The following is a 13,815-nucleotide window of genomic DNA, read 5'->3' as shown; positions in this document are numbered from 1 at the left end:
GCCCTGTTTCGGCGACCGGATGGCGGCGCGCGTGCTGGCTAGAACCGCTGCGCTTCCAGGTGGCCGTCCTTGAGGGCGAGAACGCGGTCCATGTAGCGGGCCAGCTCCATGTTATGCGTGGCGATCAGGGCCGCCACGCCTTGCTGGCGGCAGGTCTGGTACAGGGCCTGGAACACCGTCGCCGAGGTCGCCGGATCGAGGTTGCCGGTCGGCTCGTCGGCCAGCAGCAGCTTGGGACGGTTGGCCAGGGCGCGGGCGATGGCCACGCGCTGCTGTTCGCCGCCGGACATCTGGGCCGGCTGGTGGTTCATGCGTGGACCCAGGCCCAGGCCCTCCAACAGATCCTTGGCGCGCGCCTCGGCTTCGCGACGGCTCTTGCCGGCGATGTTCAGCGGCATGGCCACGTTCTCGAGGGCCGAGAACTCGGGCAGCAGATGGTGGAACTGATAGACGAAGCCGACCGTGCCGAGGCGGATGCGGGTGCGCGCGCGCTCGGACAGCTTGGAGCAGTCACGGCCTTCCAGGGCCACGAGCCCCGCGTCGGGGTGCTCCAGCAGGCCCGCCGAGTGCAACAGCGACGACTTGCCCGAACCCGAGGGACCGATCAGCCCGACCACCTCGCCCGGATAGACGTCGATGTCGACGCCGCGCAGCACTGGCAGATCACCGGCCTCGGTCTTGTAGACGCGCTCGACCCCGCGCAGGGCCAGGATTGGATCACTCATAGCGAAGCGCCTCCACCGGATCGAGGCGCGAGGCGCGCATGGCCGGCGGCAGGGTCGCCAGAATGCTCATCAGGGCCGAGAGCGCGACGATGCCGCCGACCTCGGTCCAGTCGATCTTGGCCGGGATGTGCGAGAGCATGTAGACGTCGGCGCTGAACACGGCCGTGCCGGTGACCCATTCCACGAAGGTCTGGATCGGGGTGATGTAGGCGCAGAACACCACGCCCAGGGCCAGGCCGCACAGGGTGCCGGCCACGCCGATCGAGGCGCCGGCCATGACGAAGATGCGCAGCACCGCGCCCTGGCTGGCGCCCATGGTGCGCAGGATGGCGATGTCCTTGCCCTTGTTCTTCACCAGCATGACGAGGCTGGAGATGATGTTCAGGGTGGCGATGGCGACGATACAGAACAGGATCAGCCGCATCACCTTCCGCTCGACCTGGAGGGCGGTGAAGTAGCTGTGGTTCTTGTCCTGCCAGTCGGTCACCAGAGCGCCGGGGCCGGAGGCGATCTCGACATCATGCTTGTATTCCTTGGCCTTGTCGGGGTCGTCGACCTTGATCTCGACATAGTCGACCGAGGTGTCGCGACCGAAGAACAGTTGGGCCTGCTCCAGCGGCATATAGATGAAGGCCTCGTCGAACTGGCTCATGCCGACGCTGAACAGGCCGCCGACGATGTAGTTCTTCTCGCGGGTCGAGGTGCCGAACGCCGTGGCCGGTCCCGTCGGCGAGATCAGGGTGATCGGATCGCCCGGCTGCACGCCCAGGGTCTGGGCCATGCGGTCGCCGATCAGGACGATGTCGCCGCCGTACTCTCCCTGGCCGAAGCCCTGCAGCGAGCCCTTCTTGATGTTGCTCGAGATCAGCGACATGTGTCGCAGGTCGCTGGGCGTCACCCCACGCACGATGGCGCCGGTCACCTGGGTCGGGCCGATGACCATGGCCTGGGCCTCGACCATCGGCGCGGCCTGGATCACGCCCGGCGCGGCCTTGATGCGACGGATGATGGTGTCGCGGTCCGGGCCGTTGATCAGCGGCGACTGGGCGTAGAGGTGGCCGTTGAAGCCGACGATCCGGCCCAGGAGTTCGGCCCGGAAGCCGTTCATGACGCTCATCACGGTGATGAGGGCGAAGACCGCCAGCATCACCGCGCAGAACGATATGACCGCGATGAGCGCCACGCCGCCGTTCTTGCGCTTGGCGAACAGATACCGGCGAGCGACGGAGCGCTCCCAGCGACTGAAGGGGCCGGCGGCGCGGACGTCTGGCATCAGGCGGTCTTGCTCTTGGTCAGGCCCTCGATGACCGAGTCCAGCGAGGCGGTGTGGCGCTCGCCGGTCTTGCGGTTCTTGATCTCGACCACGCCTTCGGCGATGCCCTTGGGGCCGATGACCAGCTGCCAGGGCAGGCCGATCAGGTCCATGGTGGCGAACTTGGCGCCGCCGCGGGCGTCTGTGTCGTCATAGAGCACGTCCTTGCCTGCGGCCTTGAGCGCGGCATAGGCCGTCTCGCAGGCCGCATCGCAGGCCGCGTCGCCCTGGCGCATGTTGACGATACCGACATGGAACGGCGCGACGCTTTCCGGCCAGATGATGCCGGCCTCGTCGTGGCTGGCCTCGATGATCGCGCCCAGCAGGCGCGAGACCCCCACGCCGTAGCTGCCCATCTGCACCGGCACGTCCTTGCCGTCGGGGCCCGTGACCACGGCCTTCATCGGCTCGGAATACTTGGTCCCGAACGAGAAGATGTGGCCGACCTCGATGCCGCGCGCCGACAGGCGGTCGCCTTCCGGCAGCGCGCCGAAGGCGGCCTCGTCGTGCATTTCCTCGGTCGCGGCGTAAAGCGCCGTGCGCTGGTTCACCAGAGGCTGCAGGTCGCCGTACCAGTCGACATCCGGACCAGGCGCCGGCATCTCGACCAGGTCCTTGTGACAGAAGACGGCGCTTTCACCCGTCTCGGCCAGGACGATGAACTCGTGGCTAAGGTCGCCGCCGATCGGACCGGTGTCGGCGCGCATCGGAACCGCCTTCAGGCCCATGCGCTCGAACAGGTTCAGATAGGCCACGAACATGCGGTTGTAGGCCTTGCGCGCGCCCTCGGCGTCGAGGTCGAAGCTGTAGGCGTCCTTCATCAGGAACTCGCGGCCACGCATCACACCGAAGCGCGGACGGGTCTCGTCGCGGAACTTCCACTGCACATGGTAGAGATTCTTGGGCAGGTCACGATAGCTGCGCACCGAACCGCGGAAGATCTCGGTGATCATTTCCTCATTGGTGGGCCCGTACAGCAGTTCGCGCTCGTGGCGGTCGGTGATGCGCAGCATCTCCGGACCGTAGGCGTCGTAACGGCCCGACTCGCGCCACAGGTCGGCCAGCTGCAGCGTCGGCATCAGCAGCTCGATGGCGCCGGCGCGATCCATTTCCTCGCGGACGATCTGTTCGATCTTCTTCAGCACGCGGAAACCCAGCGGCAGCCAGGCATAAATGCCCGCCGCTTCCTGGCGGATCATGCCGGCGCGAAGCATCAGCTGGTGCGAGACGATCTGGGCGTCGGACGGTGCTTCCTTCAGCACCGGCAGGAAATAGCGCGACAAGCGCATGCGCGTGGAAACTCCGGGAATTCAAGGAGGCCTGAGATAGCCTCTCGTCCGACAGCTTGGCAACGCGCGTGACTAAAGTATGGCTCCCGACGCGAATAAAAGAGAGGCCGCGCGGATCGCCGCGCGGCCTTTCAAGTCATCGTCGGGGAAGACGCCACAGAGCGAGACCGGCAAGGCCGATCTCCTGAAGTCACCTTACCAACCAAACATCTGTTGGGGCACGGCCATGCGAGGGAAGCGCTCACAATGAGACCGTTCGCCCAAGACTTGGGCGTTCGAGGGCAGATTGCTCACCTCGCGCCCAAGGCTTGTGCATTCGCACACCGGCCTTATCGCGGAAGATCCGGCAGGGTGATCAGGTTGAAGCGCACGATCAGGAAGAACAGCACGAAGACGACGGCCGAGACCCAGGTCGTGGTGATGAACTTGCGCTTCAGGTTCGGATTGATCGGCGCGCCCGGGTCCCCCCCGCCCGGCGTCTTGAGGCCGGCCTCGTGGTAGCTGCGCGAGCCCAGCGGCAGGACGGCGAACAGCACCGTCCACCAGATGGTCAAGTAGATGGCGAACCAGGTGATCGGGCTCATCAGTGAGCATCCTTACCAGCAGTGTTTTGGGGCGTTTCCATAAGCTCGACCAGCAGGCCGCCCATGTCTTTGGGGTGGACGAAGATGACCGGCGTGCCGTGGGCGCCGATGCGGGGCTCGCCCAGCACGGTCGCGCCCTTGGCCACCAGATCGTCGCGTGCTTCGTAGATGTTCTCGACCTCGAAGCAAATGTGATGCTGGCCGCCTTTGGGGTTCTTGGCCAGGAAGCCATGGATCGGCGAGTTCTCGCCATAGGGCTCGATCAGTTCGATCTGACTGTTGGGCAGGTTGACGAAGCAGACCCAGACCCCCTGCTCCGGCATCGCCCACTTCTCGGTCACCGAGGTGGCGCCCAGGAGGTCGCGGTACATCTTCACCGAGTCGTCGATCGAGGGCGTCGCGACGCCCACGTGGTTGAGCTTGCCGATCATGTTATTCTCCTAGCCGCCGAAGGTACCAATCGGATCGCTGAAAGCCGAGTGCAGATCGTTCGGTCTGCTGATCGGCATGTAGAAGCGGGGGCCTGCCAGTTCCATAGCGTCACCACGCGCTAGAGGAAGTCCGGGTGGCGGACGATCTGGACCGCGTAGCCGTTCTCGCCGGCGCCCGAGGTCGGCGAGGCCGACATCCTGGGCTCGGCGGAACGGCTACGACGGAAAATCACAGGCGCAGGACCGTCGTTTCCACGACCGGCTTGCGTTCCCAGATCCGGAACGCGGCCTTCTTCACGGCGCGGGAGATGGCGCTTTCGATCGCTTCGTCCAACTCGCGGGTGTCACCGGCCAGCTTCTTGTAGGCGGTCTCGGCCTCCTCGGCGAGATCGTCCAGGGCGTCGTCCAGCGAATACTCTTCGTCGCCGGCCAAGCCGATGCCGCGCACTTGCGGACCCGAGACGATCTTGTTGCGACCGTCCAGGACGATCGACACCACCAGCATCCCGTTGAACGCAGCATGACGGCGCTCGCGCAGGGCGTCGCCGTTCTCGGGCGTGACCACGCCGCCGTCGACATACAGGCGCCCGGCCGGCACCTCGTCGATAATCTCCGGATGCCCCGGCGCCAGGCGCACCATGTCGCCGTTGCGCGGCGAGATGGCGTGCGGGACCTGCAGGTCCTTGGCGAAGGCGGCGTGCTCGATCAGGTGACGGCGCTCGCCATGGGTCGGCACCGCGATCGTCGGACGAACCCAGGCGTACATCTGGCGCAGTTCTTCACGGCACGGGTGACCCGAGACGTGGATGCCGGGCGTGTCGCGCTCGGTGTGCAGGCGCACGCCTCGGTCGGCCAGCTTGTTCTGCAAGTTGCGGATCGGGATCTCGTTGCCCGGGATGACCCGCGACGAGAAGATCACGTGGTCGCCCTGCCCCAGCTTCACGTGCGGGTGGCTGCCGTCGGCGATGCGCGACAGCGCCGCGCGAGCCTCGCCCTGGCTGCCGGTGCAGAGGAACAGGACCTGGTTCTCGGGCAGGTGCTTGGCCTGGTCGTCGTTGATGAAAGGCTCGAGCCCCTGCAGCAGCCCCACCGACCGCGCGGCGGCGGCCATGCGGTGCATCGAGCGGCCAGCGAGGCTGACCTTGCGGCCGCAGGCCTGGGCGGCGCGGATCACGGTGTCCATGCGCGCCACGTTCGAGGCGAAGCAGGCCACGGCGATCTTGCCCGACAAGCTCTGGATCAGGTTCCCCAGCGCCTCGCGGACATCGGCTTCCGATCCCGCCGAGCCTTCGACAAAGACGTTGGTGCTGTCGCAGACCATGGCCAGCACGCCTTCGTCGCCAAGGCGGCGTAGGGCGGCGTCATCGGTCGGCGCGCCAAGCTGCGGCTCGGGATCGATCTTCCAATCGCCGGTGTGCAGGATCGTGCCCAGCGGCGTCTTGATCGCCAGGCCGTTCGGCTCGGGGATCGAGTGCGTCAGGGTGATCAGTTCCAGGTCGAACGGGCCGAGCGAGAACTTGCCGCCCAGCGGCACCTCGGTGATCGGCACGTCGTCCAGGATGCCCGCGTCCCGCAGCTTTTCGCGCAGCAGGAAGGCGGTGAACGGCGTGGCGTAGACCGGCGCCTTCAGGCGCGGCCACAGCCAGTGCACCGCGCCCAGGTGGTCTTCGTGGGCGTGGGTCAGGACAATGCCGATGATGTCCTTGGCGTAGGGCTCGATATAGGACGGATCGGGCAGGATGATCTCGACGCCCGGCGTCGTCTGGTCGCCAAAGGTCACGCCCAGGTCGACGACGATCCACTTGCGATCGTGCGCCGGCCCGAAGCCGTACAGGTTGAAGTTCATGCCGATCTCGTTCGACCCGCCCAGCGGCAGGAAGACGAGCTCGTCGCTCTTGGATTTTTTCATCAGGTCTCGGAAATGGTGTTTCGACGATAGATTTCGAGAAGACCCCGTATCGTCAGGTCGGAGTCGAAGTGGTCGATGCTGTCGGTGGCGCCCTCGAACAACGAGGCGACGCCGCCGGTGGCGATAACGGTCATGGGCTCGCCGCGCTCAGCCTTGATACGCGAGACGAGCCCTTCGATCAGAGAGATATACCCCCAGAAGACGCCCGATTGCATGGCCGACACCGTATCGGTGCCCACGATCCTGTTACCAGCCGGCCGCTGAATGGCGATCCGAGGCAGCTTGGCCGCCGCCTCGTGCAGGGCTTGCATCGAAAGATTGATGCCCGGCGAGATGATCCCGCCCTCGAACGCGCCGTCGGCGGCCACGATGTCGAAGGTGGTGGCCGTGCCGCTGTCGATCACGATCAGCGGGCCCGGATAGACCATGTGCGCGCCGATGGCGTTGACCAGGCGGTCGGCGCCGGCTTCGGAGGGCTTCTCGATGCGGACATCGATGCCCAGCCTGGCGTTCTCGCCGATCACCAGCGGCTCGACGTTGAGGTAGCGCCGGCTGAGGTTGCGCAGGTTGAAGATCGACTGCGGCACGACGCTGGAGATGATCACCGCGTCGATGGCGCGGAAGCCGATGCCCTGCATCGACAGCAGCTGCGAGAGCCACACCACGTACTCGTCGGCGGTGCGGGTGCTCTCGGTGGCCGCGCGCCACTGAGCCAACCACGACGCGCCGTCGTGAATGGCGAACATGGTGTTGGTGTTGCCCTGTTCAATGGCGAGAAGCATCACGCGCCTCCGAAGAATACATCGCCGGCGGTGATCCGGCGGATCCTGCCGTCATCCAGACGAAGCCGTAGAGCCCCGTCGCCGTCCAGCCCCTCGGCGATCCCTTCGACCGTCTCGCTTCCCAGGCGCGCGACGCAAGGCTCACCCAGGCCATGAGCGCGCGCCGTCCAGGCGTCGGCGATCGCGGGAAAGCCCAGCGAGGTCCAGACCCGCGACCAGCGCTCGAACGCCTCGGCCAGGGCCTGGGCGGCCTCGGGGGCGCCCGGCGGCGGAATGTCGCGATGGCTGGCGATCGAGGTGGCGGGTCGTTCGCTGTTGGTCGGCTTGCGCGCCAGGTTGACCCCGACGCCGACGGCCAGCCACAGGCCGCCCAAGGGCGAGGCGCCCGACTCGATCAGTATGCCGCTGACCTTCAGTCCACCCAGCAGCGGGTCGTTGGGCCACTTCAGGCTGACCAGGGAGGCCGGCACGTACTGGCCCAGCATGTCGGCCACGGCCAAGGCGACGACGAACGAGACCTGGGCGGCTTCGGCCGGCGGCTTGTCGGTACGCAGAAGCAGGGTGGCGGCGAGGTTGCCCTCGCCAGTTTCCCAGGCCCGACCGCGACGCCCGTGGCCGGCGGTCTGGCGAAGGCCGACCAGCCACACGGGGCCGGCCTCGCCAGCCTCGGCCCGGCGACGGGCTTCGGCGTTGGTGGAGTCGATCTCATCGAGAACGACGATGGGTGGGACGACGACGGGCGGAACGCCCGTCACGTCACGCGTGACCAAAGGCGGCCGCAGCGGCCTTGGCGGCGGGATCCAGCCAGACCAGGGCCACGAGCACGATCGGGAACGAGAAGAACGCTGCCGCGATGCCGACGGCGCGCGCCGAGGGCGACGGTGCGTCGGTCGCCCCCGCCGAGGTGTCGAACCAGATCGATTTGATCAGACGCAGATAATAGAACGCCGCGACAACCGAGCCGACCAGACCCAGGACGGCGGCCCATTGCAGGACCACGTCGCCCGCGCCCAGGGCGGCCTTGAAGACGTAGTACTTCGACCAGAAACCCGAGAACGGCGGCAGGCCCAGGGCGGACAGCGAGAACGCCGTCATGGCCAGGGCGACGCCCGGACGTTCCTTGATCAGGCCGGCCATGTCCTCGATCGTCTCCATCGGCTTGCCGTCGCGGTTCAGCGCCTGCAGGCAGGCGAAGAAGCCGGTGACGTCGACCATGTAGAGCACCATGAAGACCAGCATGGCGTGCAGACCAACCTCGCCGCCGGCCGCGACGCCCAGCAGGGCGTAGCCGACATTGGCGATCGAGGAATAGGCCCACAGGCGCTTGAGGTTGGTCTGAGCCAGGCCCGCGAAGGCGCCGATGAAGATCGACAGCAGGGCCGCGATCGCCAGGATCTGGCGCCACTGGTCGGTAGCGGCCGGGAAGGCGTCGCCCAGCACGCGGGCGAACATCATCATGGCGGCCAGCTTCGGCGCGGCGGCGAAGAAACCGACGACCGGGGTCGGGGCGCCTTCATAGACGTCCGGGGTCCACATGTGGAACGGCGCGGCCGAGACCTTGAACGCCAGGCCGCAGATCAGGAACACCAGGCCGAACAGCAGGCCGGTGCCGTGCGCGCCGCCGTGGGCGGCGGCCAGGGCGATCTGGCTGAAGTGGGTCGAGCCGGTGAAGCCGTAGATCAGCGAGCTGCCGTACAGCAGCAGGCCCGACGACAGAGCGCCCAGCACGAAATACTTCAGGCCCGCTTCCGACGACTTGGCGTCGTCGCGGCGCATGGCGGCCAGCACGTACAGGGCCAGGGACTGCAGCTCGACGCCGACATAGAGGCTGATCAGGTCGCCAGCCGAGGCGGTGACGCCCATGCCCAGCGCGGCCAGGATCACCAGGACGGCGTATTCGAACTTCTGGTCGTTACGCTGGGCCAGCCAGCGGTCGCCCAGCACCACGGCGACGGCGCTGGAGAGATAGATGGCTACCTTGGCGTAGGTCGCCGCGGCGTCGGCCGCGTAGACGCCGCCGAAGGCGCGGCCATGCGGCCCGAGGACGGCCGTGGCGGCGGCCGCGATCAGCGCCGCGACGGCGGCCAGGGTGAAGATGGCCCCGACCTTGCCCCGGAAGGCGCCGGCGACCAGCAGGACGAGCGCCGCGATCGCGAGAACGATCTCAGGCAGGACGAGCGTGAAGTGGGCGGAAAAGGTCATAGGCTCCTCACCCGCCCACGGCGGCGCGCCAGGCGCCGACGAGCGCGTCGACGGACGTCGCGGTCAGGTTGAACACGAGATTGGGATAGACGCCCAGCAGCAGGGTCATCGCGATCAGCGGCACGAACAGCACGATCTCGCGCGCGTCCAGATCGGTGATGGTCTTCAGCTCGGGATTGGTGATCTCGCCGTACATGACCCGGCGATAAAGGGTCAGGGCGTACATGGCCGACAGGATCACGCCGGTGGCCGCCACGATCGCCGTCCAGGTCGACGCCTTGTAGACGCCGGTCATGGTCAGGATTTCACCGACGAAGCCCGAGGTGCCCGGCAGGCCGACATTGCCCATGGTGAACAGCAGGAACACGAAGGCGTAGTGCGGCATCCGGTTGGTCAGGCCGCCGTAGAAGGCGATCTCGCGGGTGTGCATGCGGTCGTAGACGACGCCGACGCAGAGGAAGAGCGCGCCGGAGATCACCCCGTGGCTCAGCATCTGGAACAGAGCGCCCTGCTCGCCCGCCGCGTTGCCCGAGAAGATGCCCATGGTCACGAAGCCCATGTGGGCGATCGACGAATAGGCGATCAGCTTCTTGATGTCGGTCTGACGGAAGGCGACCAGCGAGGTGTAGACGATGGCGATGGCCGACATCGCGAACACCAGCGGCTGGAACATCTCCGAGGCGTTGGGGAACATCGGCAGGCTGAAGCGCATGAAGCCGTAGCCGCCGAGCTTCAGCAGGATGCCGGCCAGGATGACCGAACCGGCCGTCGGGGCTTCCACGTGGGCGTCGGGCAGCCAGGTGTGCACCGGCCACATCGGCATCTTCACCGCGAACGAGGCGAAGAAGGCCAGCCACAGCCAGGTCTGCAACCACGGAGCGAACTTGAACGTCATCAGCGCCGGGATCGACGAGGTGCCGGCGATATTGATCATGGCCAGGATGGCGGCCAGCATCAGGATCGAACCCAGCAGCGTGTAGAGGAAGAACTTGTAGGCCGCGTAGATCCGACGCTTGCCGCCCCAGATGCCGATGATCAGGAACATCGGGACCAGGCTGAATTCGAAGTAGAGATAGAACAGGATCAGGTCGAGCGCGCAGAACACGCCGATCACCAGGGTCTCCAGGACCAGGAAGGCGATCAGATATTCGACGACGCGCTTCTCGACCGACTTCCAGCTGGCGATGATGCAGATCGGCAGCAGGAACGCGGTCAGCAGGACGAACAGCACCGAGATGCCGTCGACGCCCATCCGGTAATGCAGGCCCGCGAACCAGGCGAAGTCTTCCACGAACTGGAAGCCCGGGTTCTTCGGATCGAACTGCAGGGTCAGGACGATCGACAGGCCGAACGTGACCAGCGTGGTCGCGAGCGCGATCCACTTGGCCAGGGTGTCGGTCTTTTCGCTCGCGCCGCTGAAGGCGCGTGCGGCGAGGATCACCGCGACGCCGACGATCGGCGCGAAGGTCGTAAGGCTGAGAAGGCCGCTCATGAGCTCCGTCCCCCTCAACGGAAGGCGTACAGGGCGAAGGTCAGCAGGCCGGCGACGCCGAGCAGCATGACAAACGCGTAGTGATAGAGATAGCCGGTCTGCAGCTTGCCGGTGCGCCTGCCCACCTCATAGGAGAGTTTGCTGACGCCGTCCGGGCCGAGGCCGTCGATGATCTTCTGGTCGCCGCCCTTCCAGAACAGGTCGCCGAGGAACTTGGCGAAGCGCACGAAGGTGGCGTCGTAAAGCTCGTCGAAGAACCACTTGTTGTAGAAGAAGACGTACAGCGGGCCCTTGCGCTCGGCCAGCTTCAGGCCCAGCCGCTCGTTGCCCTTGATGAGGTAGACGTAGACCGCGACCAGCAGACCCAGGATCGAGGCGATCAGCGGGCTCCACTTCACCCACTCGGCCACTTCGTGCGCCTGGTGGAGGACGTGGTTGGTCGGGGCGTTGTAGATCGCGCCGCGCCAGAACTCTTCCTGGTGGTGGCCGACGAAGTAGTCGGTGAACACGAAGCCGGCGAAGATCGCGCCCAGCGACAGCACCACCAGCGGGATCAGCATCACCAACGGGCTTTCGTGCGGCTTGTGGTCGTGACCATGGCCGTGATCGTCATGCGCGTGGTCATCGTGCGCCCCGTGCGCATGGGCGTCGTGACCCTGGGCGACGTGGGCGTCACCGTGGGCGTGGTGGTCGTCATGACCCCAGCGCGCCTTGCCGTTGAAGGTGAAGAAGGCCAGGCGCCACGAGTAGAACGAGGTCAGGCCCGCGACGAGCACGCCGATCACCCAGGCGAACATGGCGATGCCGTTCTGGCCGCCCGCGGCGAACGCCGCTTCGATGATGGTGTCCTTCGAGTAGAAGCCGGCGAAGCCCAGGTGCAGCGGCGGGAAGCCGAGGCCCGTGATGGCGATCGTGCCGATCGTCATGGCGATGAAGGTCACCGGCAGAAGCTTGGCCAGGGCGCCGTACTTCCGCATGTCCTGCTCGTGGTGCATGCCGTGGATCACCGAACCGGCGCCCAGGAACAGCAGCGCCTTGAAGAAGGCGTGGGTGAACAGGTGGAACATGGCCGCCTGGTAGGCGCCGACGCCGGCGGCGAAGAACATGTAGCCGAGCTGCGAACAGGTCGAGTAGGCGATCACGCGCTTGATGTCGTTCTGGGTCAGACCGACCGTGGCGGCGAACAGGGCCGTCACCGCGCCAATCACCGTGACGATGTTCTTGGCCACCGGGGCGTATTCGAACATCGGCGACAGCAGGCACAGCATGTAGACGCCAGCGGTGACCATGGTGGCCGCGTGGATCAGGGCCGACACCGGGGTCGGGCCTTCCATGGCGTCCGGCAGCCAGGTGTGCAGGAAGAACTGCGCCGACTTGCCCATCGCGCCGATGAACAGCAGGAAGCAGGCGATATCCATCAGCGGCCAGGTGTGGCCGGCGAATTCCCAGGTCTTGCCGGCGTGGCTGGCGATCATCGGGAACAGCTCGGCGAACTGGATCGTGCCGAACGCCCAGAAGGTGGTCATGATGCCGAGGGCGAAACCGAAGTCGCCGACCCGGTTGACCACGAAGGCCTTGATGGCCGCGGCGCTGGCCGACGGCTTCTTGTACCAGAAGCCGATCAGCAGGTACGAGGCCAGGCCCACGCCTTCCCAGCCGAAGAACAGCTGCATGAAGTCGGCGGCGGTGACCAGCGACAGCATGGCGAAGGTGAACAGCGACAGGTACGCGAAGAAGCGCGGCTTGCTGTCGTCCTCGGCCATGTAGCCCCAGGAATAGATGTGCACGAGCATCGAAACGGTCGTGACCACGATCAGCATGGTCGCCGACAGGGCGTCGATGCGGATCGACCAGTCAGCCTGGAAGTCGCCGATGTGGATGAACGGCAGCAGGTGGACGGTGAAGGCCTCCATGTGCCCCCAAGTCCACTGGCTGAACGTGTACCAGCTAAGGCCGCAGGCCAGGATCAGGGCGCCGGTGGTGACCGACTGCGAAGCCACGTCGCCGATGCGGCGACCGAACAGGCCGGCGATGGCCGCGGCGATGATCGGCGCGAAAACGAGAATGGTGACAAGCGTCTGCATGACGTCGCTTAGCCCTTCATCATGCTGGCGTCGTCAACCGCGATGTCGCCGCGGTTTCGGAAGAAGGTGACGAGGATGGCCAGACCCACGGCCGCCTCGGCGGCGGCGACGGTCAGCACGAACATGGCGAAGATCTGCCCCGCCACATCGTGCAGGAAGGACGAGAACGCCACGAGATTGATGTTCACCGCGAGCAGGATCAGTTCGATCGACATCAGGATGACGATGACGTTCTTGCGGTTCACGAAGATGCCGAAGACGCCGATCGTGAACAGGATCGCGGCGACGACGAGATAGTGCGACAGGCCGATCATTCGGAGATCCCCTCACCCGGCTTGATCTGGACCAGTTCCATGCCGGTCTTCGGCGTACGGGCGACTTGCTTGCCGATGTCCTGGCGCTTGACGCCCGGCTTGTGGCGCAGGGTCAGGACGATGGCGCCGATCATGGCGACCAGCAGCACCAGGCCCGCCAGCTGGAAGAAGAAGACATAGTCGGTGTAGAGCACGCGACCGATGGCCTCGGTGTTCGGAACACCGCCCGGCGAAGCGTTCGGCAGCGCGTTCCGCGAGGCCGCGCCGTTGGTGGCGACCGCGGCCACGACCATCACCATCTCGGTGGCGATGACCAGGGCGATCGCCCCGCCGAACGGCAGGTACTGCACGAAGCCTTGCCGGAGTTCGGCGAAGTCCACGTCCAGCATCATGACGACGAACAGGAACAGCACCGCGACCGCGCCCACATAGACGACGATCAGCAGCATCGCCAGGAACTCCGCGCCCAGCAGGACGAAGAGGCCGGCGGCCGAGAAGAAGGCGGTGATCAGGAAGAGCACCGAGTGCACGGGATTCCGCGCCGACACGACGAGCAAGCCCGCCGCGATGGTCGTGAAAGCCAGCAGATAGAAAGCGATCGCCTGCAAGGCCATTGGCCCAGGTGCTCCCCTGAAAACTTAAGTCCAATGACGACGCGGCCGAACGGCGCGCCGCCTCCTAGGATTCGCCC

Annotated in this window: 13 protein-coding genes and 1 pseudogene; all 14 read right to left on the bottom strand. The window is 66.2% G+C overall.

Features of this window, described 5'->3' with window-relative positions; genetic code table 11:
- Window positions 1-38: 38 nt before the first annotated feature.
- The 14 genes and pseudogenes from AC1RJ9_RS09230 to AC1RJ9_RS09165 all read right to left on the bottom strand — a co-directional run bounded on the left by AC1RJ9_RS09230 (window position 39) and on the right by AC1RJ9_RS09165 (window position 13,738).
- Window positions 39-725: an ABC transporter ATP-binding protein gene (locus tag AC1RJ9_RS09230; RefSeq protein WP_492838567.1), complete on the bottom strand. Its 687-nt coding sequence runs from the start codon at window positions 723-725 to the stop codon at window positions 39-41.
- The gene (locus AC1RJ9_RS09225; RefSeq protein ID WP_492838569.1) at window positions 718-1,998 is read right to left on the bottom strand and encodes a lipoprotein-releasing ABC transporter permease subunit; all 1,281 of its coding nucleotides are present in this window, start codon (window positions 1,996-1,998) and stop codon (window positions 718-720) included. Before AC1RJ9_RS09225 ends, AC1RJ9_RS09230 begins: the two co-directional genes overlap by 8 nt.
- The gene (gene proS / locus AC1RJ9_RS09220; protein ID WP_492838571.1) at window positions 1,998-3,326 is read right to left on the bottom strand and encodes a proline--tRNA ligase; all 1,329 of its coding nucleotides are present in this window, start codon (window positions 3,324-3,326) and stop codon (window positions 1,998-2,000) included. The genes AC1RJ9_RS09225 and proS overlap by 1 nt, the downstream gene beginning before the upstream one ends.
- 97 nt (window positions 3,327-3,423) lie before the next feature.
- Window positions 3,424-3,613 (bottom strand): annotated as a pseudogene (locus tag AC1RJ9_RS09215) (hypothetical protein); the annotation flags it as partial.
- Window positions 3,614-3,655: 42 nt separating this feature from the next.
- Window positions 3,656-3,910 carry a DUF1467 family protein gene (locus AC1RJ9_RS09210; protein WP_492838572.1) on the bottom strand — a complete coding sequence of 85 codons (255 nt, stop codon included), beginning with the start codon at window positions 3,908-3,910 and terminating at the stop codon, window positions 3,656-3,658.
- Entirely contained in the window at window positions 3,910-4,341 is a 432-nt protein-coding gene (gene mce / locus AC1RJ9_RS09205; RefSeq protein ID WP_492838573.1) for a methylmalonyl-CoA epimerase, read from the bottom strand. Before mce ends, AC1RJ9_RS09210 begins: the two co-directional genes overlap by 1 nt.
- 229 nt (window positions 4,342-4,570) lie before the next feature.
- Window positions 4,571-6,250, bottom strand: coding sequence for a ribonuclease J (locus AC1RJ9_RS09200; RefSeq protein ID WP_492838574.1), 1,680 nt, complete (start codon window positions 6,248-6,250; stop codon window positions 4,571-4,573).
- Window positions 6,250-7,035 (bottom strand): type III pantothenate kinase, encoded by a 786-nt coding sequence (locus AC1RJ9_RS09195; protein ID WP_492838575.1) that lies wholly within the window; start codon window positions 7,033-7,035, stop codon window positions 6,250-6,252. Before AC1RJ9_RS09195 ends, AC1RJ9_RS09200 begins: the two co-directional genes overlap by 1 nt.
- On the bottom strand, window positions 7,032-7,787 hold the full coding sequence (locus tag AC1RJ9_RS09190) for a biotin--[acetyl-CoA-carboxylase] ligase (RefSeq protein ID WP_492838576.1): 756 nt from the start codon (window positions 7,785-7,787) through the stop codon (window positions 7,032-7,034). Before AC1RJ9_RS09190 ends, AC1RJ9_RS09195 begins: the two co-directional genes overlap by 4 nt.
- 1 nt (window position 7,788) lies before the next feature.
- Window positions 7,789-9,234 carry an NADH-quinone oxidoreductase subunit NuoN gene (nuoN, locus tag AC1RJ9_RS09185; RefSeq protein ID WP_492838578.1) on the bottom strand — a complete coding sequence of 482 codons (1,446 nt, stop codon included), beginning with the start codon at window positions 9,232-9,234 and terminating at the stop codon, window positions 7,789-7,791.
- A 7-nt stretch (window positions 9,235-9,241) separates the two neighbouring features.
- Window positions 9,242-10,744: an NADH-quinone oxidoreductase subunit M gene (locus AC1RJ9_RS09180; RefSeq protein ID WP_492838580.1), complete on the bottom strand. Its 1,503-nt coding sequence runs from the start codon at window positions 10,742-10,744 to the stop codon at window positions 9,242-9,244.
- On the bottom strand, window positions 10,741-12,810 hold the full coding sequence (nuoL, locus tag AC1RJ9_RS09175) for an NADH-quinone oxidoreductase subunit L (RefSeq protein WP_492838582.1): 2,070 nt from the start codon (window positions 12,808-12,810) through the stop codon (window positions 10,741-10,743). Before nuoL ends, AC1RJ9_RS09180 begins: the two co-directional genes overlap by 4 nt.
- A gap of 8 nt (window positions 12,811-12,818) precedes the next feature.
- Entirely contained in the window at window positions 12,819-13,124 is a 306-nt protein-coding gene (nuoK, locus tag AC1RJ9_RS09170; RefSeq protein ID WP_099577602.1) for an NADH-quinone oxidoreductase subunit NuoK, read from the bottom strand.
- Entirely contained in the window at window positions 13,121-13,738 is a 618-nt protein-coding gene (locus AC1RJ9_RS09165; protein WP_492838584.1) for an NADH-quinone oxidoreductase subunit J, read from the bottom strand. The genes nuoK and AC1RJ9_RS09165 overlap by 4 nt, the downstream gene beginning before the upstream one ends.
- Between the last annotated feature and the right edge of the window lie 77 nt (window positions 13,739-13,815).

Source organism: Caulobacter sp. GW822-FHT07D08, from assembly GCF_058798735.1.
Note: the sequence above shows the minus strand (reverse complement) of the source record. Positions and strands in the feature narration are given on the sequence as shown.